The organism is Bradyrhizobium sp. HKCCYLS1011 (genome assembly GCF_051167795.1).
Taxonomy (GTDB): domain Bacteria; phylum Pseudomonadota; class Alphaproteobacteria; order Rhizobiales; family Xanthobacteraceae; genus Bradyrhizobium.
Window position 1 is genome coordinate 709,733 of the sequence record NZ_JBNPTT010000003.1, and the last position, 23,160, is coordinate 732,892.

A 23,160-nucleotide genomic window follows, 5' to 3' on the forward strand; every position below is an offset into this window, starting at 1 on the left:
CTGCAGTCGCGCTGCATGGATTACCGTTCTTGGGCCGGACCACAGGGTCTTATTTCTACGATCGGAATAAGCCAAGTTTAATTTATTTCCGTGCATTTCTGCGGGGCTTCCTGTCACCGACGCATGTCCGCCAGGCATTGTCCCGAGGCATTGTCCCATGAGCGCTTTATCCAATCTGATCGCCCGCTTTCGCCGCGATACCAGGGCGAATATTGCGGTCACCTTCGCCATCGTCTGTGTGCCGCTGATCTCGGCCGTTGGCTGCGGCGTCGACTACAGCCGCGCCAACCAGATCCGGGCCAAGCTGCAAGCCGCCGTCGATGCCGCATCGGTCGGCGCCGTGGCCCGGACCTCGCCCGCCTTCATCGCCGCGGGCGGGATGAGCGCAGATGGCACGATCGATGTGGGCAACACGGATGCCCAGAATATCTTCAACGGCAATATCGCCGGCAGCGGCGGCTACACGCTGACCAGCCTGACGCCTTTGGTGCAGAAGAAGGGGGCGATCGTCACGGCCACGGTGTCGTATACGGCGACCGTGCCGACCATGTTCATGAATGTGGTCGGGATCAGGTCGTTGACCATGAACGGCTCCTCGACCGCCACGGCGACGATGCCGAAATATGTCGACTTCTACCTGCTGCTGGACAATTCGCCGTCAATGGGTGTGGCGGCAACTCCGGCCGATGTCACCAAGATGGTGAGCAACACGTCGGACAAATGCGCCTTCGCCTGTCACGACTACAACAACGCCAACAACTATTACAATCTCGCCAAGACGCTCGGCGTGACCACCCGGATCGACGTATTGCGCAGCGCCACCCAGCAGCTGATGGATACGGCGGCGCAGACCGAGGTCTATCAGGACCAGTTCCGGATGGCGATCTACGATTTCGGCGCGTCCTCGAAGACGATCGGGCTGCGGGCGCTGTTCAATCTGTCGGCGAGCCTGTCGAATGCCAAGACGGCGGCCGGCAGCATCGACCTGATGGGGGTCTACGGCAACAACGACGCCTACACCGCCGACAAGGATACTCAGTTCAGCACCGTCTTTCCCGCGATCAACGGCCAGATCGCGAACCCGGGCGACGGCACCACGGGCTCGCCGCTGAAATACCTGTTCTTCGTCTCCGACGGCGTTGCCGACGAGAGCAACACCGGTTGCCTGAAGACGATGAAGAATGCGACCTTCGGCAACATTTCGCCGCGCTGCCAGTCGCCGATCAATCCCGCGCTGTGCAAGGCCTTGAAGGATCGCGGCATCAAGATCGCGGTGCTCTACACCACCTATCTGCAGCTGCCGACCAACAGCTGGTACATGGCCTGGATCGACCCCTTCAACAAGGGACCGTTCGGTCCCTCGCCCAACAGCGAGATCGCGCAGAACATGCAGGCCTGCGCCTCGGATGGATTCTATTTCGAGGTCTCGCCGACCCAGGGCATCTCGGACGCGATGAATGCGTTGTTCAAGAAGGCAGTTGCCGACGCGCGTATCAGCGGTTGAGGCCATTGTTCGGGCCGAGCAACTTCGTGGAGGCATTGATCTGATGTTCCACCTGAGGTCTAATACACTCGTGCGCGCGGACTGAGGTGCGCGGACCGAGAACGGAAATGGGGGGCGGCGTGATCAGGGCGATCGGATTGTCATGCGTTCTATTGGCTGCGCTCGGCAGCCAGGCGTCAGCTGCCGTCTGCGTCGTGCCAAAATACAGGACCCTGGCGAACCAGACGGTGCAGGGGAATATGTTCGTCGCCAGCGGCAAGCGCTGCGGCGTGGTCTCGTTGATCACAGCAGGGCCCACCTTCGGTCCCCGCGTGCTGCAGCAGCCGGCCCACGGCAGGGTCTCGATCGAGGGCCGGCGGGTCGTCTACATTTCCCGCCCCGGCTATGTCGGCGAAGACAGCTTCGTGTTCGCCCGTGATGGCCTCGACACGCTCAACAAGCCCCGGACGAACACCATCGAGATGCACGTCCAGGTCTCAGAGCGCCTCTAGCCTTACGACCGGTAATCGCCGTTGATCGCAACATACTCCTTGGTGAGATCGCAGGTCAGCACGCGGTCGCGGCCCTTGCCGAGCCCGAGGCCCACCTTGATCTGGATCTTCGGCGCCTTCATCGCTTCCGAGACTTCCGTCTCGTCATAGGACGGATCGCGCGCGCCCTTGGAGGCGACGCGGATGCCGTTGAAGGAGATCGCCAGCTTGTCGCGATCGGCCGGTTCGCCGGCCTTGCCGACCGCCATCACCACGCGGCCCCAATTGGCGTCCTCGCCGGCGATCGCCGTCTTCACCAGCGGCGAATTGGCGATCGACATCGCGATCCTGCGCGCTGACTGCTTGGTCTTGGCGCCCTCGACGATGATCTCGACCAGCTTGCGCGCGCCTTCGCCGTCGCGGGCGACCTGCTCGGCCAGGTCGGCGAGCACCTTGTTGAAGGCTTTGACGAAAGCCTTCAATCGGGGGTCACTGGCGCGGCTGATCTTCGGTGCGCCGTTAGCTGCGGCCGCACCAGTGGCAAAGGCGAGCAGGGTATCGGAGGTCGAGGTGTCGCCGTCGATCGTCACTGCGTTGAAGGTGTCCTCGACGCCAGCCTTGAGCAGCGCCTGCAGCGCGGGCGCTGTGATCGGCGCATCGGTGAAGATGAAGGACAGCATGGTCGCCATGTCAGGCGCGATCATGCCGGCGCCCTTGGCCATGCCGTTGATCGTCACCTTGGCCTTGCCGAGCTTCACGGTCGCGGTCGCAACTTTCGGGAAGGTGTCGGTGGTCATGATGGCGCGCGCCGCACCCATCCAGTCCTCTGGTGCGGCGGTGCCGGTCAGGCCCTGCAGCACGCCGTCGAACTTGGTGGCATCGAGCGGCTCGCCGATGACCCCGGTCGAGGCCAGAAAAATCTCGTCCTGCTTGCAGCCCACGGCCTTGGCGGCGATCTGCGCGGTCTGCGCCGTCGACTGCTTGCCGGTCTTGCCGGTGAAGGCATTGGCATTGCCGGAATTGACGACCAGCGCGCGGGCCTTGCCGCCCTTGAGCTTGGCGCGGCACCACTCCACCGGCGCGGAGGGGCATTTCGACAGGGTAAACACGCCGGCGACGGTGGTGCCGGGGTCGAGCAGCGCCAGCAGCACGTCGGTGCGATTCTTGTAGCGGATGCCGGCGGCGGCGGTGGCGAGCGTCACACCCGCGATGGCCGGCATGTCGGGGACGTCGGTCGGGGCGAGCGGAGATACAGCTGAGGACATGAGAGCTTCCGGCGGCAGGTTTGGCGGGAACCGCTCTGTATCACTTCAATTGTTGCTGTGGGAGAGGGCGCGCGCGACAACATCCACCTTCGTGGGCCGTCCCCAACCATCACCGGGGGGCGATGTCCGCCTAGCGATCTCTGGCATGATCGAGGGCGGGCCGGTGATCAGGCAACACCGCCCCATGCAGCCGAGTGCAATAAGATGGCTCGCGGGCGCGGGGACCTCAACTCAGACCGCAACGCGACCGCCACTAATCATGCCGTCAACAGCGGTGTCAGGCGGGCAACTCCAGCCCCTTCAGCTCATCGGCGGCGGTGATGATCGCATCGCGAATTTTCAGGAAATAGTCTGCATCGACGCGTGAAACCAGCCAGTCGAGCTCGCCCCTGTAGCCGTCCTCCTCCTTTCGGATGACGCCCTCGCTGATCAGCGCATCAAGGCAGCGACGGACGTTGGAGCGCGGCAGGCCGAGACGTTTCGAAAGGCCGGACGCGGTCGACGGCGTCGCGCCCAGATCGTCGGCGATGCGGATCGCCAGCGCCACCAGGAGTTCCTCGAACACGGCTCCGATGTGCTTGCGCGGGTAACCGCTGCGCATCGCGACGAAGCTGGCCACGGTCAGACGGGCAATGATCGCCGACTGCCTGTGACGCTTCGCCAATGCTGCATCTGAATTGGTTGGAGTTTCCCCGGCCATTTTCGCCATCTTTTGTTCTGCTTAGAAAGCGTGTTTAACGGGCTCATTCTTCGGTTGTAAAGGAGCGCTGTGTGTTAGCTGGGACGATGCGGGCCGTGCATCGGCGCCTCACTCAGACACTCAGAAATGATACGACCTTTGCGGTTGGCGTGATCTGTCTGGGGCTTTCGCAGGTCGCAATGATCGCGATTGTTCTCTTCTTACGTGACTGCCCGTCTTACGCGCTGTCACGCGCGCGGCCCGCAAGCGCTGCTGTCCTTGTCAACCATTGAGGTCCGGAAAACCGGGCGCCTGTCGCGCAGCCGGAACGGTTCGCTTCAGGCGATGACTGCAGACTGAAATGAACTTCGGATTCTTGAAACGGGGCGCCGTTCTGGTGCGGCCACAGCCAGCCTGCGGCGGTGGTCCGGTCGATCGCCCGCTTTTCATTCCCCGGCTGCCCGTGAAAGCCGAGGCCGGCGATGTGGAGGCGGTTGTTCGGCCGTGGCTTGGCGCGGTCAGCGATCTCGGACAGCTGGCGGATGGTGACGTCCGGGTGGTAGCGGCCCCGGCTACGCGCCGGGGCACATGTTCATGACGGACTGATGTCGCGTCTCAGCGCAAGCGGGCCTACTTCTTGGCCTCGGTCGGCTTGGCCGCATCCGCCGGCTTGCCGGCATCGGCGGTACGCTCGATCTTGGCGTCGGCACGCAGCTTGGCGACGTAGTCGGCCTGCGCCTTGCGGGTCACATAGGTCTCGATCTGGCTCTTGACCTGGTCGAACTCCGGCGGCTTCCGGTTGCGCTTCTCTTCGACCTTGATGACGTGCCAGCCGAACTGGGTCTTCACCGGGTCGGAGATCTTGCCCGGCTCCAGCGTGAAGGCAACGTTGGCGAATTCCGGCACCATCTGTTCCTTGGTGAAGAAGCCGAGGTCGCCGCCATCGGAGGCGCCGGGGTCCTTGGATTTCTTCTTGGCCAGTTCGGCAAAGTCGGCGCCCTTGTCGAGCTCGACCTTCACGGCCTTGGCCTCGTCTTCGGTCTCGACCAGGATGTGGCGGGCATGCACTTCCTGCTCGCCGCCGATCTGCTTGGAGGCCTCCTCATAGACCTTCTTCATCGCGTCGTCGGTGGTCGCGGACTTGCCCTCGCTGGCGAGCAGGCTGTCCATCAGCAGACGGTTGCGGGTGAAGGCGAGGCGCTTCTTGAAATCCTCGCTGTCGCCGATCTTCTTGTCCTCGGCCGCCTTGGCGACGAGCTTCATGTCGATCAGGAACGACAGCACGTTGTCGTCGCGGCTCGCCGGATCCATCTGCGCGAGGCTCGGCCCCAGCTCCTCTTCGGCGAGCGCCACGTCGCTCTTGCGGATTTCGGTGCCGTTCACCTTGGCGAGCACTGGATTGGGATCTTCGGCGGCGCGCACGGGACCCGCAATCAGGGTCAATGCGAGACTGCCGGCCAGCGCGGTTGCGAGGCCGAAGCGCAGGCCGGTTTTCGTAACCGGGAACGAGGTGGTCATGGAAAATCCTTCTTGAAGTGAGGCTCGAGAGGGACCTCAAGGCGGCCGGACACTCGCCCAATCGGGCCGCCTTGGCAACGCGAAAAGTCTGTCAATTTCGTGAAATTAGCGACAGGTTAAGGCCGATTTGGTAGGCACGGCGCGCCGTTGACAAGCATGCCCCCCGGCCATATCTCTGCCCCATCGCTTCAAGGGCGATAGCGCTTATTTTACTGCGTTTTTGGCCGTTGAACCTTGGTTGGCTCACATCCCACTCACCCGGCGGTCGCGCCCAGCTCCCAAGCTTGAGCCGGTTGCTGGTGCTGCGGTGCGTCATCGTGGGATCATGGCGAACCGGATAGACCCTCTAACGGCTGCAACGCAGACCCACATAGGCAGGATTTTCGCATGATCGGCGCGCTCGCCCGCAAGTTTTTCGGCTCCGCCAATGACCGACGGGTCAAGGGTTACCAGGCGCGTGTCAGCGCGATCAACGCGCTCGAGCCGGAAGTGGCGGCGCTGTCGGACGAGGCCCTGAGGGCCCGGACCGACGAGTTCCGGAAAGCACTCGCCGACGGCAAGACGCTCGACGACCTCCTGGTTCCTGCCTTTGCCACCGTGCGCGAGGCCGCCAAGCGCACCCTCGGCCAGCGCCACTTCGATGTGCAGCTGATCGGCGGCATGGTGCTGCATGAGGGCGACATCGCCGAGATGAAGACCGGCGAAGGCAAGACCCTGGTTGCGACCCTCGCGGTCTATCTCAACGCGCTCGCCGGCAAGGGCGTGCATGTCGTGACCGTCAACGATTACCTCGCCCGCCGCGACGCCGGCTGGATGAGCCAGATCTACGGCTTCCTGGGGCTCACCACGGGCGTCATCGTCCACGGGCTCGACGATGCCGAGCGCAAGGCCGCCTATGCCTGCGATATCACCTACGGCACCAACAACGAATACGGCTTCGACTATCTGCGCGACAACATGAAGTACCGCCTGGAGGACATGGTCCAGCGCGGGCACTACTTCGCGATCGTCGACGAGGTGGACTCCATCCTCATCGACGAAGCGCGCACGCCGTTGATCATCTCCGGTCCGCTCGACGACCGCTCGGACTTCTACAACACCATCGACACCTTCGTGCCGCGGCTCGACAAGTCCGACTATGAAGTCGACGAGAAGCAGCGCACGGTCACGCTGACCGAAGCCGGCATGGAGAAGATCGAGACCTTGCTGCGCGATGCCGGCCTGCTGAAGGGCGAGTCGCTCTACGACGTCGAGAACGTCTCCGTCGTCCATCACATCAACCAGGCGCTGCGCGCCCACACGCTGTTCACCCGCGACAAGGACTACATCGTTCGCGACGGCGAGGTCGTCATCATCGATGAGTTCACCGGACGCATGATGCCGGGTCGCCGCTATTCGGAAGGCCTGCACCAGGCGCTCGAAGCCAAGGAGCATCAGCCGGTCCAGCCGGAGAACCAGACGCTCGCCTCGATCACCTTCCAGAACTACTTCCGCATGTATGAGAAGCTTGCCGGCATGACCGGCACGGCTGCGACCGAGGCCGACGAGCTGTTCGACATCTACAAGCTCGAAGTGGTGGAGATCCCGACCAACCTGCCGGTGGCGCGCCTCGACGAGGACGACGAGGTCTACCGCACCCAGCAGGAGAAATACGCCGCGATCCTGGCCGAGATCGAGCGGGCCAATTCACGGCTGCAGCCGGTGTTGGTCGGCACGGCCTCGATCGAAAAATCGGAAGTCCTGGCGGCTTACCTGAAGCAGCACGGCTACAAGCAGATCGATTTCGGCAGCGAACGTGCGCTCGACAAGCTCTATGCCGCGGCGCGCGCCGGCAAGCCGGCCAAGCTCTTCGCGGTCCTGAACGCGCGCTTCCACGAGCAGGAAGCCTACATCGTGGCCGAGGCCGGCGTGCCCGGCGCGATCACGATTGCGACCAACATGGCGGGACGCGGTACCGACATCAAGCTCGGCGGCTCGCTCGACATGCGGATCCAGCAGGAGACCGCAGGGATCACCGACGAGGCCGAGAAGGCCAAGAAGATCGAGCAGATCAAGGCCGACGTCGAGCGCTTCCGCGAGATCGTGCTGAAGGCCGAGGAAACCGTCGAGGTCGAGCCGGCCAAGGGCTCGAAGGCCGCCAAGACCGTGCAGAAGCCCGGTGGCCTCTACATCATCGGCTCCGAGCGCCATGAATCCCGCCGCATCGACAATCAGCTGCGCGGCCGCTCCGGCCGTCAGGGCGATCCCGGCCGTTCGAAATTCTTCCTGTCGCTGGAAGACGATCTGATGCGGATCTTCGGCTCCGATCGGCTCGACAGCATGCTGACCCGGCTCGGCCTCAAAGAGGGCGAGGCGATCATCCATCCCTGGATCAACAAGGCGTTGGAGAAGGCGCAGCAGAAGGTCGAGGCGCGCAACTTCGACATCCGCAAGAACCTGCTCAAGTTCGACAACGTCCAGAACGACCAGCGCAAGGTGATCTTCGAGCAGCGCGTCGAACTGATGAAGGACGACAGCGTCGCAGAGACGGTCGCTGACATGCGCCACGCCTTCATCGACGATATCGTCGCCAAGCACGTGCCCGAGCATGTCTATGCCGAGCAGTGGGATGTCGCCGGGCTGAAGGAAGAACTGAAGCGCGTGCTCGACGTCGATCTGCCGGTCGACGAATGGGCCAAGGAAGAGGGCATCGCCGACGAGGAGCTGCTCAACCGCATCGAGAAGCATGTCGACGAGCGGATGGCGGCCAAGGTCGCGCAATGGGGTCCCGACGTGATGCGTTACGTCGAGAAGACGATCCTGTTGCAGACACTGGATCACCTGTGGCGCGAGCATCTGATCATGCTCGACCATCTGCGCCAGGTGATCGGCTTGCGCGGCTATGGCCAGCGCGATCCACTGCAGGAGTACAAGTCGGAGGCCTTCACGCTGTTCGAGACCATGGTCGCTCATTTGCGCGAGGCGGTCACGGCACAGCTGATGCGGGTCGAGATCGTGCCGCCGGAGGAGCAGCAGCAGATGCTGCCGCCGATGCAGGTGCATCACGCCGATCCCTCGACCGGCGAGGACGAAATGGCCTTCGCCAACGTCTCGCTGGCGCCCGCGGCCAATGCCGCCGTCGCCGAGGCACGCGACCCGCAGAACCCCGCGAGCTGGGGCAAGGTCGGCCGCAACGAGGATTGTCCCTGCGGCTCCGGCAAGAAGTACAAGCACTGCCATGGCCGCTACGCGTAGCGAAGGCTTTCAATGCTCTCGTGAGCTCATCGCTCGCTTGTGCATTTGAAGCGAATATTATCGTGGTGCTTGCTGGCGCTCAGCGGCACTACGGGCAGGCTCGCTGCCTCGAAGGTCGCTCACTCGCAATTCGTGCCGGACATGGCTGTCGGCGGGACGCGCCGGTATGCCATGCAGGATCGGTAACACTTGCTGCTTGCGATCGGATTGATGGCCCTGTGTTCACATTTGCGGGGCTGTCGATTCCTTTGACTTAGGTCAAGCAGCGTCCGACCGCGCGAGCTTTCGGTGCCCCGGGGGCAATCAACCCTGGAGATTACCGATGTTGAAGACAGTCGTGATCGGAACTGCATTCTTCCTTACGGCCTCCTCGATTGCCAACGCGCAATCCTCGCAGACTCCTTCTCCCGCGACTCCGGAACGGCTGAACGCAGCCGACCGGAATACACTCACCGACATGAGGGTTGATCTGGTCAAGGCTGCGTTGCAGCTGACACCTGAGCAGGAGAAATTCTGGCCGGCTGTCGAAAGCGCTATTCGATCCAACGCCGAGGATCGGAGAGCCCGTATTGCAAAGATCCAGGAGACCGTGGGTGTACGGAACGACGAAAGCCGGATGGAAGCCATGCGCAAGCGTGATCCCATCGCCTTCCTGCAACGACGCTCGCAAGCCTTGGCTCAGCGATCAGCCGATCTGGATAAGCTCGCCGAGGCGTGGCAGCCGCTCTATAATACGCTGAGCCAAGAACAGAGGCAGCGCATGGCGGCCCTCTCGGTTTTTGTCCTGCGCGAAATGAGTGACGCCGTTGACCGGCGCCGTGCATTGTCTGAGGACAGCGACGACTGAAGCGAAGCAAGTGATCAGGCTCAATTAGCCCTGTGTGCTTCGATCCTCATTTGGCAGCAAGGGGATGTCGGCTGTTTGCAAGGTTTTGTACAGGGCTGACATCCCCCTTCTGCCCTTGCGGCGATGGTGCTCGCTCCAGTGCGACTTCAATTGACTGATGCGCGCAGCCGATCGCTGGATCACCTCTGGCTTGATCTCGCCTGAGCAAGCCGCAGAGGTGAGCGTTCGGTTGATCTCGCGGCCGACGTCGGACGTCTCATCCTCCTCGCTCAGCCGGGTGATGATCATGAGGTCGGCGCCCGCATTGATCGCCGCGACCGCAGCGGCGGACGCCTGCTTTCCATCGAGAATGGCCTTCATGGCCAGGTCGTCCGTCATGACCACGCCGTCGTAACGGAGCTCTTTCCTGAGCATGCGGTCGATCGCATGGGCCCCGCTTTGGGTGGCGACGTTTCCCCATCTGTTGAAATTCGCGAGGTGGCCGACCATGACGGCGTCGGCCAACCCCGACCTTATGAGCCGCTTGAACGGCTTCAATTCCTCCGGCGACCAGCTGGCCGTCACATCGGCAATGCCAGCATGACTATCGGCCGTCGACGATCCATGGCCGGGAAAATGCTTGAGCACTGTAATGATTTTCCGCTTTCTATGCTCCTTGACGAAGGCCGCGGCGTATTTTGCGACCGTGTCGGCGTCGCTTCCAAAGCTGCGTTGTCGCTGCCCAATGATGGGATTCGCCGGGTTCCTGTTGACGTCGACCACCGGCGCGAGATTGGTGTTGAAGTGCAGCGACGACAGCTTCTCGGCTAGTGATGCGTAGGCCTTGCGCGCCGACCGGACGGAGCCTTCGGCGACGGTTGCTGCTGAGGGGGTCTCCTGCAATCCGATGTTCTTCCCGAGGCGTTCGACAGTGCCGCCTTCGTCGTCGACGGCGATAAAGGGAGGCGTCGCGCATTTGCAGGAGCGGATTCGCTCAATCATTTGCTCGAGGTCTTCTCGCGTTCCGACGTTGCGGCCCAGGATGATAACGCCCCCGATCAGGCCGTCTTCCAGATCTGCCAGAATTTGCTGAAATCCAGGATCGGACGGCTTGGTACCGAAGAAGCCGGCCATGATCATTGAGCCGACCCGTCGCGACATCGCGGGCCTATCCGTGCAATCGGCAGCAAATGCACCGTGATCCAACAGGATCAAATACACGATGGCTAGCAGGAGACGAGAAAATTGACTTCGCACGGTGGCTCGACGCTATTTGGAAGTGACATTCTCTCTGAGGCAAGTCGCTTGCTCGCGCGTCGGAGCATCAGAGCCTCGATGTGATGTAGACCCGCATCGGGCGTCAGCCCGATCGTCGGCAGCGCCGCTTAAATCGCGTCTACCGTCCTCACCCGCGCCCCCTCGGCTATCGTGCGCGGCGCGGTGTTGAGCTGCTCGATGGCGAAGCCCGCGGCTTTCTTATAGCCGGCCATGAAGGCGTCGCGCTCGGCCGGCGGGATCACGTCGTCGATATTGGTGAACGTGCCGCCGCAGCGCTCGTCGACCATGTTCAAAAGCCCGAACGGGCCGGCGCCGCGGTTGCGCAGGATCACCTGCGAGATCGGGCCGCACAGCTTCTCGTCGTAAGCCGCGAGCGCTGCCGGCGTGACGCCGTGATCGAGCATGGCTGCCCCCAGCACGCGCGCATCGACAATGGCCTGGCTGGCGCCGTTCGATCCGGTCGGATACATCGCGTGCGCGGCATCGCCGAGCAGCGCCACCGGGCCGTCCACCCAGGTCGGGATCGGATCGCGATCGATCATCGGGTTCTCATAGGCGCTCTCGGCGCCGGCGATCAGCGCAGGCACGTCGAGCCAGTCATAGGTCCAGCCCTCGAAATGATGGGCAAAGTCGCTGACCGGCACCTGCCTGAACCAGCCGGTCTGCTTCCACCCTTCCGTATTGTCCATCGTGACTTCGGCAATCCAGTTGATCAGCGCCAGCCCCGTCTTCGGATCGGGATGGGAGATCGGGTAGATCACGACGCGATGCCGGTGCGTGCCGAGCCCGACGAAGGAGGCGCCGGTGCGGATCGGCTTGGCGCGCGTGACGCCGCGCCACATCACCGCGCCGCCCCAATGGATCGGCGGCTGGGTCGGATGCATCTCGGCCCTGACAGCGGAGTGGATGCCGTCGGCGCCGATCAGGAGCCGGCCGCGCGCCTTGGAGGTCGAGCCGTCGGCATGCTCGATCAACGCGGTGACCGTGCCGTCCGCGTTCTTCACATAGGCGTGGACGCGGCTGCCGAGTCGGACCGAGTCACGCCCGGCGCGCTCGATCAGCGTCCGGTAGAGCAGCAGGTGGAAATGGCCGCGATGCACGGCATATTGCGGCCAGCTGTAGCCGGCCGAGAGCCCGCGCGGCTCGGAATAGATGTCGTTGCCGTTCAGCCCGACCAGCGCCCACTCCTTGGCGGGCAGGCCGACCCGGTCGAGATCATCGGCCGAGATGCCGAGCTCGTAGAGCTCGCGCACCGCGTTGGGCTGCAGGTTGATGCCGACGCCGAGCGGGCGCATCTCGCGCACGCCTTCATAGACGACGCAGGGCACCCCGATCTGCTGCAGGGTCAGCGCGGTCGCAAGGCCGCCGATGCCGCCGCCGGCGATGATCACAGGGGTCTCGGTCATGGGCATGGTCCGTCGCGCAGGCTCGAAAGAGGTTCTGGGGGAGGGCTGGATGCGTTGCGATCTCGCGAGGCGGCATGGCGCCGCATCAAGCTTCCCCCGTTTGCATGGCCGGCATTGGCGCCGGTCCTTTGGACCATAGGCCTAGTTCAGGCGGCCGCCCGAGACAAGGGGCGGGACGCCTGCGCCGGCGTGAGCCGCCGGCCGCCATGCTGCCCCGAGCCGGCGCGAGGCCGGCGTCATTCCGCGATCGCTAGGCAGTCCTCATCACGACCCCGCGCATTCAGGCATGTACCACCTCATGCCTCAGCACGAACGGCGCGAGCAGCGTGTGCACCTCGTTTTCGACCGCCTCGCGGGCTTCTGTCGGCACGTTGCGCAAGATCACGGTGGCGAGGCTGCCGTGGCTGCCGTGCGGACCGACCTTCACGCTGCAGTCGATGCCGCGATCGGCGAGCTGCGACAGCACGCCTGTGAAGACGCGCGTGGCGGCGTCCCAGCGCAGCTGCGGCTTGAACACCTTGCCGACACCGGTCAGCGGCATCGGGTCGACCGGGATGATCTGCACCGGCACGGCGGCGCGCTCCGGTGTACGCGTGCGCACCCAGTCCTCCAGCTCGCCCGGCTGCACGGACGTGCCCGGCTTGAGCTGCACATAGCCGACCGGCAGCTCCCCGGCGTAAGAATCCGGCTGTCCAACCACGGCGGCGAAGCCGACCGCCGGATGCTGAAACAGGATCTCCTCGATCGGCGCCGGATCGATGTTGTGGCCGCCGCGGATCACCAGGTCCTTGGCGCGGCCGGTGATCCAGAGAAAGCCGTCATGATCGAGCCGGCCGAGATCGCCGGAGTTCACCCAATGGCCGTCGATGAAGGCGCCCTTGTTATGGGCGTCGTCGAGATAGCCCGAGAACACGCCAGGCCCGGCCATGATGACAACGCCGATCTCGTCCGGCGCGCAGTCGCGCTCGTAGGCACCATTGGCGTCGAGCTTGACGATGCGCACCCGCGCGTAAGGCAGCGGTAGCCCGACCGAGCCGAGCCGGATCGGCTGGTCCGGATAGGCCATGGTATGGATGCTGGAGGTCTCGGTCATACCGTAGACCTCGACGACCGGCAGCTTCAGCTTGTCCTGGATGGCCTGGCCGACGGCGACGGGGATGGCCGAGCCGCCGCCGGCGGCATAGCGCAGGCTGGAGACATCGGCGTTGCCTTGCGGGATCGCCAAGGTCGCGGCCAGCACGGTCGGCACGCTCGACAGCGTCTCGGTCCTGAAGCGTTCGACCAGCCCCCAGATGTTGCGGACGGCGGCCGGATTACGCCATCCGGACGGCGACAGTACCACCAGGCAGCCACCTGCGCTGAGGGTCGGCAGCGTCTGGGTCAGCGATCCCCCGACATGGAACAGCGGCATGCCGAACAACAGCGTGGCGCCGGGCTTGGCTTTCAACAGCAGGTTCACACCCCAGGCCTGATAGACCTGATTGCCGTGGCTGTGGCGCACCAGCTTCGGCGTGCCGGTGGTGCCGCCGGTGTGGAAATAGGCGGCGGTGTCGTCAGCTGAGATCTGGCGGCCGCTGACCAGATGATCGGCCGGCTGCGGCGTGATCAGGTCGTTGAAGGCGTAGATGCCATTGGCGGGATCGCCGCCGCCATGCACCTGTACGATGGCCTTGAGGTGCGGCAGGCTGCCGCGCACCTTCTCGACCTTCTGCCAGATATCGGTGCCGGGCAGAGGCCCGAGCGCGACCAGCACCTTGGTGCGCGCGGCATCGAGGATCTCCGCGATCTGGTGCGGCTCGAGCAGGGGGTTGACGGGGTTGGCGATACCGGCCGCCTCGGCGCCGAACAGCGTGATGAAGGCCTCGGGCAGCAACGGCAGCATGAAGCTGATCACGTCGTTGGGGCCGACGCCGAGCGCGTGAAACATGTTGGCGGCTTGCGTCACGCGCCCGATCAAGTCGCGATAGGTGATGACGAGCGGGGTGTCCGCCGGATCGGCATTGGGGAGAAACTGGATCGCCGGCGCATCGGGATCGACGGCGGCGCCAAGCCGGACCGCATCATACGTGCTTTGCGCTGCAATACGCTCGGTGTAAGGCACCTGTTCGAACGCGCGGATCTCCGCTGCGGTGGTGAAGCTCGGATAGTCGCTGCCGATCACGCGATCGAGCAGGTGGACGCCCGTCATGGCCTTGATCCTCCCATTGACGTGTTCTTCCGCGGCCGGACCTGTGGCTTGCAGGTCGGCCGCCGGCCGCGCGCGGGCTCTTTGGCCCGTTCGGCGCGATCGGTAACGTCAACAATGATCGAGGATTTGTCTTGCGTCCATCACCTGTTCGGGCGGTGGCATGATTTGCGGCAGCGGAGGATTTACAGTCGGTGTCGTCCCGGCCTTGAGCCGGGACCCAGAACCACCGCCGCCCGTGTTGCGATGACTGCCACTGACGGCGTGCCACAAACGGCTGCGGCGCATGGGTCCCGGTGTGCACCGGGACGACACCGGTGTGGTGGTCAATATATCGGCTCTAACACTCAGCTCGCGGCGTCGATGAGGTTCTCGAGCAGCCGCTTCAGCTCGCCGGTGGCCTTGCCGCCGTAGTTTTCCAGGATGTGCGCCTCCTGGCTCACCGCCAGCGAATTGAGCCGTTTGCACAGCGCGTTGCCGCGGTCGGAGATGAACATCAGGACCTTGCGGCGATCCTCCGCATCCTGCCGGCGGTAGACCAGCGAGTCCGACACCATGCGGTCGACCATCTTGGTGAGCGTCGGATGGTTGAGCAGCACGGCGTCCGCAAGCTCGCCCATCGAGTGCCCCTCGCCGTCGGACAGCACCTTGAGGATGCGCCATTGCTCCACCGGCACGCCCTCGGTGCTCAGGCGCGTCTCGAGCTGCCGGTTGATCTCCCGGCTGGCCTGGGCGAGCAGATAGGCGAGATGGTCGGTGAGAGGGGCGTCAGGGCTGGGCGGTTTGGCCACGGTGGTACTTCTGGGGTCGGGATTGAATGAATGTCCGGCAGTCGTTGCCGTTTCTATATGCATGCTGATTCTTGAAGTTTCAATATTTTCCAATAGGATATTTATCCAGCGGGTGCTCAATTTGACGGCGTTCGACTGTCGGCGATGATGCCGGCCCAAGCATGACGGCTAAGGAGTGGGTGTGCTTTCGACAGTCCCTGTCTCAGCTCAGGTCAATGTCCCGCCGCATCTCTTGTTCAGGGGATCGCCTGCGCAGCCCCGCGCGCCCTTCCTGTCGCCGTTGGATCGCGACCGGCTCAAGCCTCACGGCGCCCGCAACAAGCTGCGCATCGGCAACTTCCTCACCTTCTCCGGCTCGCCGGGAATCTGGGGCCCGTCGTCGACCAACAGCGCGCTGCTCGCCGTGGCCGAGATCAATGCGCGCGGCGGCATTCTCGGCCGCGAGCTCGAGCTTGCGATGTACGATTCCGGCGGCGCGATCGAGGATGTCGTGCAACGCGCGCGCGATGCGGTCGAGTTCGACGAAGTCGACATCATCATGGGCTCGCATATCAGCGCAGTCAGGGTGGCGCTGCGCAAGATCACACGTGGCCGCGTGCCTTATATCTACACGCCGGTCTATGAAGGCGGCGAGCGCACGCCCGGCGTGATGGCGATCGGCGAGGTCCCGCGCAGCCAGACCCGCCCCGCGATCCATTGGCTCGCCGAGACCAAAAAGGCGCTGCGCTGGTATTTGATCGGCAGCGACTATGTCTGGCCCTGGCAGTCGCACCGATCCATCAAGACCTATATCGCCGAGGCGGGCGGCCAGGTGGTGGGCGAGGAGTTCGTGCCCGTCGGCGAGGACCATCACGAAGCCCATCTGGCGCGGATTCGCGCGGCGCGGCCCGATGTCGTGCTGATCTCCCTGATCGGCACCGACAGCATCACCTTCAATCGTGCATTTGCGGAAGCCGGCCTCGCCGCCACCACGCTGCGGCTCGCCGGTGCGATGGACGAGACGGTGCTGCTCGGCATCGGCGCCGATAACACCGAGAACCTGTTCTGCGCCTCCGGCTATTTCAACAGCGTGGGCTCGAAGGCCAACGACGATTTCATGAGCCGCTACACCGACATGTTCGGCGCCCATGCGCCGCCGGTGGGCTCGGTCGGGCAATCGAACTATGAAGGAATCCGCTTCCTGCAGGCGGCCGCTGAGCGCGCCGGATCGCTGGCGCTGCGGTCGCTGGAGGCGGCCGGCGGCAACCTCGTTTATGCCGGCGCACGCGGGGCCGTGACGATCCGCAACGGCCGTGCCGACATGCCGATCTATTTGTGCGAGGCGGACGGACTCGACTTCAGCGTCATCAGGACGTTCTGAGTCCGTCCATCCTGCTGACGGATGATCTCATGCGGGCCGCAGTCCAAAATAATTCTTGAAAAGGAAAATATTTCGAGTTCTAGTAATGCCGCCGTGTCAACGGGCTGGCGGAGCCTGGTGATGCGCAAGAAACGTATCGCGCAACGAAACAGCATCAGGAGAGCGCCATGTCGGTCGTGCTTCCAACCCCCAGTCAGCTTCACGAGGTTGCCGCGCAATGTGGCCTGTCGCTGACCGACGAGGACGTCGCCTCGTTCCGCGGCCTGATGCAGGGATCGGTCGAGGCCTACAATCTGGTGGCGGCGCTGCCGGACGAGGTGCCGGAGGTGAAATATCCGCGCACGCCCGGCTATCGTCCGTCGCCGGCGGAAAATCCGCGCAACGCCTGGTATCGCAAGGCGACCGTCAAAGGTGCCGCGTCCGGCAAGCTCAAGGGCAAGACCGTCGCGCTGAAGGACAACATCATGCTCGCCGGCGTGCCCATGATGAACGGCTCGGCGACGCTGGAGGGCTACACGCCCGATTTCGACGCCACGATCGTCACGCGCATGCTGGACGCGGGCGCCGAGATCGCCGGCAAGGTGCATTGCGAATCCTTCTGCATGTCGGGCGGCAGCCACACCGGCGCGACCGGCCCGGTGCACAACCCGCACAAGATGGGCTATTCAGCCGGTGGCTCGTCGTCCGGCAGCGGCGTCGTGGTGTCGCTCGGCGAGGTCGACATGGCGATCGGCGGCGACCAGGGCGGATCGATCCGCATGCCGGCCTCGTTCTGCGGCATCTACGGCATGAAGCCCACCTGGGGCCTCGTGCCTTACACCGGCATCATGCCGATCGAGATCTTCGTCGACCACACCGGGCCCATGACGGCGACGGTCGAGGACAATGCGTTGCTGCTGGAAGTGATCGCGGGCGACGACGGCTATGACCCGCGCATCAAGGCGCCGAAGGTTGAGGACTACACCAAAGCGCTCGGTGCCGGCGTCAAGGGCATGAAGATCGCCATCTTGAAGGAGGGCTTTGAACAGCCCGGCGCGGAAGGGGCTGTCAGTGAGAGCGTGAAGGAAGCGGCCAAGCGCCTCGCCAGCTTGGGGGCTGCCGTCGAGGAGATCTCGATCCCGATGCATCTGATGGGGCCGGCGATCTGGACCCCGATCGGCGTCGAGGGCATGACCCAGACCATGATGCATGGCGATGGCTACGGCTTGAGCCGCCCGGACCTCTACTCCACGTCGCTGATGGATTTCCACCGCGGCTGGCGCCGCCAGGCCGACGCGCTGTCGGAAACCACCAAACTGTTCCTGCTGTTCGGTACCTACATCAACAACATCTACGGGCCGCGCTTCTATGGCAAGGCACAGAACATCTCGCGCCGGCTGACCGCCGCCTATGATCGTGCCTTATCCAAATACGATCTGCTGCTCCTGCCGACCACGCCGATGAAGGCGACGCCGCTGCCGGAGCCGACCGCGAGCCGCGAGGACTATGTCGCGCGCGCGCTCGAGATGATCACCAACACCGCGCCGTTCGACATCACCCATCATCCGGCGATGTCGCTGCCCTGCGGCATGGTCGATGGGCTGCCGGTCGGCCTGATGCTGGTCGGCAAGCATTTTGCAGAGACCACGATCTATCGCGCCGCGCATGCCTTCGAACAGGCCGGCGACTGGAAGAAGATGTGAGGGAGCAGCCCATTGCAGCCGGGATGGACCGCAAGGCATGGCTAGTTCGTTCGTTGCCGGCTTCGAGATTCTGAGCTTCGCCGCGATCATCGTGCTGGTGGTGCTGGGCCTTGGCATCATCGCCAGCATGATGGGCATCTTCAACTTCGCCCAGGGCGAGTTCGTGCTGCTCGGCGCCTACGTCGCTTATCTCGCCTACTCGCGCGGCATACCAGTCTGGATCGGGATGGCGGCGGCGCCGTTCCTGGTCGGTGGCCTCGGCTTCATCCTGGAGGCGCTGATCATCCGGCGCTTCTACGCCGCGCCGATCGTGGCCATGCTCGGCACCTACGCGCTGAGCCTGATCATCCGGGAGATCGTGCGGGGCCTGATCGGTGGGCTTTATCTCTCGGTGCCGGAGCCGATCGGCGGCTCGATCGAATTCGGCAGCGTGCACATCTCGGCCTGGCGGTTCGTGATCATCGTGGTCACCGTCGCCGTCATGATCGGCTGTTACCTGCTGCTGTCGCGCACCAGTTTCGGCCTGCGGGTGCGCGCAACGTTGGAGAACCCGGCGCTGGCGCGGGCCTCCGGCATCTCGACCGCCAAGATCTATGGCGCGACGTTTGCGTTTGGCGCTGCGCTCGCCGGCCTTGCCGGCGCACTGGTCGTGCCGGTGTTCAGCCTGTTCGCCGATCTCGGCATCCGCTTTCTCATCCAGGGCTTCGTCGCGGTCATGGTCGGCGGCGTCGGCTCCTTCATGGGACCGGTCGCGGGCGCGGCCGTGATCGGCACCATGAGCGCGGCGCTGCCCTGGGTGATGGCGCCCGTCATCGCCGACGTTCTCGTCTTCGTGCTCGCCATCGTCTTCATCAAATTCCGGCCGCAGGGCCTGCTATCTGGCAAGGGGATTTAGTTGCATGTCTGAGTTTCGCGCAGATCTGTCACGCCGGCGCTTTCTGTCCGGGCTCGCCTTCACCACGGGCGCGGTCGCGACCGGTGTCGGCAGCTGGGTGATCAGGCCCGATTGGGCCAATGCGGCCGAAGGTCCGATCAAGGTCGGCATCGCCACCGACCTGACCGGCCCGATCGGCTACGCCGGCAACGCCGACGCCAACACCGCCAAGATGGTGGTGAAGCAGCTCAACGATGCCGGCGGCCTCTTGGGCCGGCCCATCGAGCTCTTCATCGAAGATACCGCGTCGAACGAATCAGTTGCGGTCGGCAACGTCCGCAAGCTGATCCAGCGCGACAAGGTCGACATGGTGCTCGGCGGCATCACCTCGTCGATGCGCAACGCGATCAAGGACCCGATCGTCGCGCGCGGCAAGACGCTCTACATCTATCCGCAGCTCTACGAAGGCAAGGAGTGCACGCCCTATCTGTTCTGCACCGGGCCGACCCCGGCGCAGCAGTGCGACGAGTTCATTCCGTGGCTGATCAAGAACGGCGGCAAGAAGTTCGCGCTGCCGTCGGCCAACTATGTCTGGCCGCACGTGCTCAATGAATATGCGCGCAAGGTGATCGAGGCGAGCGGCGGCGAGGTGGTGTTCGAGGAATATTATCCGCTCGATCAGGTCGACTTTTCCGCGACCGTCAACCGCATCGTCTCCAACAAGGTCGACGTGGTCTTCAACACCGTCATTCCGCCCGGCGTCGGTCCGTTCTTTAAGCAGCTCTATGAAGCCGGGTTTCAGAAGAACGGCGGGCGACTTGCCTGCGTCTACTATGATGAGAACACGCTCAACATCAACCAGGCCAACGAGATCGAAGGGCTGGCGAGCTGCCTCGACTACTTCAAGGTGCTGACCAAGGACGATCCGGTCTCCGCCAAGATCCAGGCCGCCTATGAGAAGGACTATCCGGGCAACTTCCTGTTCGCGGCGGGCTCGGCGGCCACCGGCACCTATCGCGGCCTGATGCTGTGGGCGGCGGCGGTGAAGGAAGCCGGCAAGGTTGATCGTGATTCGGTCGCGGCCGCGCTCGATCACGCCAAGATCGCGGAAGGGCCGGGTGGGCCGGCCGAGATGGTGCCGGGCAAGCGCCACTGCAAGATGAAGATGTACACCGCCATCGCCAAGGGCGGCAATTACGAGATCGTCGCCCGCAGCGAAGGCCTCGTCGATCCCAAGGAATGCTGATGCGTGATGCTGCGATGTCGCGGAGCTCTCGTCGCGTGCTGCGGATGAGCAAGGACGTCCACAACTCTCAGGGCCTATCGGCGAGCCATCGCGCAGATGTCGGTGCGCTCCCTCTCCCCGCGTGCGGGGAGAGGGTTGGGGTGAGGGGGAGTCTCCACAAGGACCGAGCTAGTGGAGAGCCCCCATCACCCGATCGCTTCGCGATCGACCTCTCCCCGCAGGCGGGGCGAGGTGGCGGACTCGCAAGATCGAGACGATCCGTGCATGCTTTGGATGAGCAGAGGAACCATCAAAACGATGGCTGAAACTGGAGTGGCCGGCCTCGCGCCGACAGCAGCAGGCAGCACCGCGCCACGGTGGAATGTCCTGCCGATCGTCGAGCTTGTCCTGCTGGCGCTTGCGGCAGCGCTGCCGCTGGCCTTGCCCGACTATCTCACGGTATTCGCCACCCGCGTGACCATCCTGGCGCTGTTTGCGCTCTCCTTCGACCTGGTCTGGGGCTATGCCGGGATCATGAGCTTCGGCCAGGCGCTGTTCTTCGGCGCCGCCGGCTATGGCGTGGCGCTGCTCGGGCGCGATCTCAACATCTCGGCGGTCCTGCTGCTGCTGCCGGCCGGCGTGCTGATCGGACTGGCCTTCGCGCTGCTGCTGGGCGGCTTCCTGCTGCTGGGGCGGCATCCGACCAGCATGATTTTTGTGGCGCTGGGCACCTTGACCGGCTCCTATGCCGCTGATCGCCTGGCGCGCGGCTGGTACTATCTCGGCGGCCAGAACGGCATTCCTTCGATCCCGCCGATGACACTGGGGAGTTACGAATTCGAGGAAGGGCCGGTCTTCTATTATTTTGCGCTGGCGCTGCTCGTTCTCGTCTATCTGCTCTGTCGCTTCCTGGTGCGTTCGCAGTTCGGGCTGGCGCTTGCGGGCCTGCGTGAGAACGAGACCCGCATCGCCTTCTTCGGCTACAAGACGCAGCATCTGAAAGCGATCGTGTTCGCAATCGGCGGCGCCATTGCCGGGCTGGCCGGCAGCCTCTACGCCGTGCACGAAGGTTTCGTCTGGCCCAACATGGTCGGCGTGGTGATCTCGACCCAGGTCGTGCTCTATGTGCTGTTCGGCGGCTCCGGCACCCTGATCGGTGCTGTCATCGGCACCGTCATCATCGAAGGCGTCAGCTTCTGGCTGTCCGACAATTACCGCGATATCTGGCCGATCATTCTTGGTGTGCTGCTGTTGCTCGTCATCCTGTTCCGTCCGCTGGGCCTTATCAGCTTCGTCCTGTCGGAGCGCGAGCGCGTCGGCAGCTTCGGCGTCAGGTCCAGGAAAAGCAGCCATGAAAAGGTCGGTCATGGCGCTTCTTGAGGCCTCGGGCATCGTCAAGATCTTCGGCAAGCTCACCGCGCTCAACGGCGCTGCGCTTACCGTCGGCGAGAACGAGTTTCACGGCCTGATCGGTCCGAACGGTTCGGGCAAGAGCACCCTGATGAAATGCGTCGCCGGGGCCGAGACGCCGACGCAAGGCAGCGTGCGCTTCGCGGGTGCCGATATCACCGCGCTGTCGCCGGCCGAGCGCGCACGCGCCGGGATGAGCCTGAAATTCCAGATCACCAGTGTGCTGCCGGCGCTCTCGCTCTACGACAATATCCTGCTGGCCCTGCAGGCGCAGGCGTCGCTGCTCGATCTCGTGCTGTCGCGGACGCGCGGCGCGCTGCACGACCAGGTCATGACCATGCTGCAGCAGTTTCGCCTCGCCGAACGCGCCCATGATCCAGCCTCGGCACTGTCGCACGGTCAGCAGCAATGGCTGGAGATCGCGATGGCGCTTGCCGCCAAGCCGCGGCTGCTGCTGCTGGACGAGCCGACGGGCGGCATGAGCCTGGAGGAGCGCCGCGTCACCGGCGAATTGCTGGCGCCGATCAAGGCGCATTGCTCGCTCGTCATCGTCGAGCACGATCTCGATTTCATCCGCGATATCTGCGACCGCCTCACCGTGCTCGACCAGGGCGCGGTGCTGGAGACCGGCACGGTGGCCGAGATCCAGGCGAGCCGGAGCGTGCAGGAGATCTATTTGCGCCGTGCCTGAACAAAGCTTCCTCGACATCCGCCATCTCGACACCGGCTACAACCGCAGCCAGGTGCTGTTCGACGTCAATCTCGGAATCCCCTGGCGCGGCGGCGTCGCCGTGCTGGGACGCAACGGCGCCGGCAAGACCACGCTGATGAAGACCATCGTCGGCGAGCTTCCGGTCTGGAAGGGCGACCTGATGTTCGACGGCCGTGACATCGGTCGTAGCCCGACCGAGAGCCGCGTGCGCGGTGGCATCGGCTATGTGCCGCAGGAACATTCGGTGTTCGCGCGGCTGTCGGTGCGCGACAATCTCGCCGTCGGCTCGCTGATCAACAAGAACGTCTCCGCCGTCGATCGCGTGCTGTCGATCTTCCCGAAGCTGGCGCAGCGGCTCGATCAGCCGGCCGGCACCTTGTCAGGGGGCGAGCGCAAGATGCTGGCGATCGGCCGCGCCATGCTCGGTGAGCCCAGGCTGTTGCTGCTGGATGAGCCGACCGAGGGCGTGTGGATCGGCGTGATCGAGGAGATCACCGAACGCTTGATCGATCTCGCCAAGGAGATCGCCGTCATCGTGGTCGAGCAGCATCTCGAACTCGCGCTGCGCGTCGCCGACTACGCCTATGTGCTCGATCGGGGCCGCGTCGCGCTACAGGGTCCCGCGGACGAGATCCGTCACAGCCCGGACCTGGTGCGTTACCTCGCGCCTTAGCCGCGCGGCTGATCGCGGCTGCCGCATCGTGGCGCTCGTGTCGGCCATCATCGAAACCGCTCGTTCGA

Annotated in this window: 18 protein-coding genes; 11 read left to right on the forward strand and 7 right to left on the reverse strand. The window is 64.2% G+C overall.

Annotated elements, in window-relative coordinates:
- The first annotated feature begins 157 nt into the window (after window positions 1–157).
- Window positions 158–1,504 (forward strand): TadE/TadG family type IV pilus assembly protein, encoded by a 1,347-nt coding sequence (locus tag ACQR1W_RS12145; RefSeq protein WP_434850971.1) that lies wholly within the window; start codon window positions 158–160, stop codon window positions 1,502–1,504.
- A gap of 107 nt (window positions 1,505–1,611) precedes the next feature.
- The gene (locus tag ACQR1W_RS12150) at window positions 1,612–1,995 is read left to right on the forward strand and encodes a hypothetical protein (RefSeq protein WP_434850972.1); all 384 of its coding nucleotides are present in this window, start codon (window positions 1,612–1,614) and stop codon (window positions 1,993–1,995) included.
- Window positions 1,996–1,997: 2 nt separating this feature from the next.
- On the opposite strand, the gene argJ is transcribed toward ACQR1W_RS12150, so the two are convergent.
- The 3 genes from argJ to ACQR1W_RS12165 all read right to left on the reverse strand — a co-directional run bounded on the left by argJ (window position 1,998) and on the right by ACQR1W_RS12165 (window position 5,436).
- On the reverse strand, window positions 1,998–3,239 hold the full coding sequence (argJ, locus tag ACQR1W_RS12155; protein ID WP_434850973.1) for a bifunctional glutamate N-acetyltransferase/amino-acid acetyltransferase ArgJ: 1,242 nt from the start codon (window positions 3,237–3,239) through the stop codon (window positions 1,998–2,000).
- A gap of 277 nt (window positions 3,240–3,516) precedes the next feature.
- Window positions 3,517–3,948, reverse strand: a complete 432-nt coding sequence (locus ACQR1W_RS12160; protein WP_434850974.1) for a helix-turn-helix domain-containing protein — start codon at window positions 3,946–3,948, stop codon at window positions 3,517–3,519.
- 600 nt (window positions 3,949–4,548) lie between these two features.
- On the reverse strand, window positions 4,549–5,436 hold the full coding sequence (locus tag ACQR1W_RS12165) for a peptidylprolyl isomerase (RefSeq protein WP_434850975.1): 888 nt from the start codon (window positions 5,434–5,436) through the stop codon (window positions 4,549–4,551).
- A 387-nt stretch (window positions 5,437–5,823) separates the two neighbouring features.
- On the opposite strand from ACQR1W_RS12165, the gene secA reads away from it, so the two are divergent.
- Both secA and ACQR1W_RS12175 read left to right on the forward strand, forming a co-directional pair.
- Complete coding sequence (gene secA, locus ACQR1W_RS12170; protein ID WP_434850976.1) at window positions 5,824–8,670, forward strand: preprotein translocase subunit SecA; 2,847 nt, start codon at window positions 5,824–5,826, stop codon at window positions 8,668–8,670.
- Window positions 8,671–8,992: 322 nt separating this feature from the next.
- A complete protein-coding gene (locus ACQR1W_RS12175; protein WP_434850977.1) occupies window positions 8,993–9,517 on the forward strand; it encodes a Spy/CpxP family protein refolding chaperone in 525 nt (174 codons plus the stop codon).
- Window positions 9,518–9,541: 24 nt separating this feature from the next.
- Here the strand turns inward: ACQR1W_RS12175 and ACQR1W_RS12180 are convergent, their stop codons facing one another.
- The 4 genes from ACQR1W_RS12180 to ACQR1W_RS12195 all read right to left on the reverse strand — a co-directional run bounded on the left by ACQR1W_RS12180 (window position 9,542) and on the right by ACQR1W_RS12195 (window position 15,156).
- Complete coding sequence (locus ACQR1W_RS12180) at window positions 9,542–10,657, reverse strand: glycoside hydrolase family 3 N-terminal domain-containing protein (protein ID WP_434850978.1); 1,116 nt, start codon at window positions 10,655–10,657, stop codon at window positions 9,542–9,544.
- Window positions 10,658–10,881: 224 nt separating this feature from the next.
- Window positions 10,882–12,180, reverse strand: a complete 1,299-nt coding sequence (locus ACQR1W_RS12185; RefSeq protein ID WP_434850979.1) for a flavin-dependent oxidoreductase — start codon at window positions 12,178–12,180, stop codon at window positions 10,882–10,884.
- 280 nt (window positions 12,181–12,460) lie between these two features.
- Complete coding sequence (locus tag ACQR1W_RS12190) at window positions 12,461–14,368, reverse strand: acyl-CoA synthetase (protein ID WP_434850980.1); 1,908 nt, start codon at window positions 14,366–14,368, stop codon at window positions 12,461–12,463.
- Window positions 14,369–14,712: 344 nt separating this feature from the next.
- Window positions 14,713–15,156, reverse strand: a complete 444-nt coding sequence (locus tag ACQR1W_RS12195) for a MarR family winged helix-turn-helix transcriptional regulator (RefSeq protein ID WP_434850981.1) — start codon at window positions 15,154–15,156, stop codon at window positions 14,713–14,715.
- Between the two features lie 181 nt (window positions 15,157–15,337).
- Here ACQR1W_RS12195 and ACQR1W_RS12200 point away from each other — a divergent pair, with 181 nt between their 5' ends.
- The 7 genes from ACQR1W_RS12200 (at window position 15,338) to ACQR1W_RS12230 (ending at window position 23,092) form a co-directional block, all read left to right on the forward strand.
- Entirely contained in the window at window positions 15,338–16,516 is a 1,179-nt protein-coding gene (locus ACQR1W_RS12200) for a substrate-binding domain-containing protein (protein ID WP_434850982.1), read from the forward strand.
- Between the two features lie 167 nt (window positions 16,517–16,683).
- The gene (locus tag ACQR1W_RS12205; RefSeq protein ID WP_434850983.1) at window positions 16,684–18,198 is read left to right on the forward strand and encodes an amidase; all 1,515 of its coding nucleotides are present in this window, start codon (window positions 16,684–16,686) and stop codon (window positions 18,196–18,198) included.
- A 37-nt stretch (window positions 18,199–18,235) separates the two neighbouring features.
- A complete protein-coding gene (locus ACQR1W_RS12210; protein ID WP_434850984.1) occupies window positions 18,236–19,093 on the forward strand; it encodes a branched-chain amino acid ABC transporter permease in 858 nt (285 codons plus the stop codon).
- 4 nt (window positions 19,094–19,097) lie between these two features.
- Complete coding sequence (locus ACQR1W_RS12215) at window positions 19,098–20,318, forward strand: substrate-binding protein (protein WP_434850985.1); 1,221 nt, start codon at window positions 19,098–19,100, stop codon at window positions 20,316–20,318.
- A 297-nt stretch (window positions 20,319–20,615) separates the two neighbouring features.
- The gene (locus ACQR1W_RS12220; RefSeq protein ID WP_434850986.1) at window positions 20,616–21,677 is read left to right on the forward strand and encodes a branched-chain amino acid ABC transporter permease; all 1,062 of its coding nucleotides are present in this window, start codon (window positions 20,616–20,618) and stop codon (window positions 21,675–21,677) included.
- Window positions 21,664–22,398: an ABC transporter ATP-binding protein gene (locus ACQR1W_RS12225; protein WP_434851157.1), complete on the forward strand. Its 735-nt coding sequence runs from the start codon at window positions 21,664–21,666 to the stop codon at window positions 22,396–22,398. Before ACQR1W_RS12220 ends, ACQR1W_RS12225 begins: the two co-directional genes overlap by 14 nt.
- Window positions 22,391–23,092: an ABC transporter ATP-binding protein gene (locus ACQR1W_RS12230; RefSeq protein ID WP_434850987.1), complete on the forward strand. Its 702-nt coding sequence runs from the start codon at window positions 22,391–22,393 to the stop codon at window positions 23,090–23,092. The genes ACQR1W_RS12225 and ACQR1W_RS12230 overlap by 8 nt, the downstream gene beginning before the upstream one ends.
- Window positions 23,093–23,160: the final 68 nt, after the last annotated feature.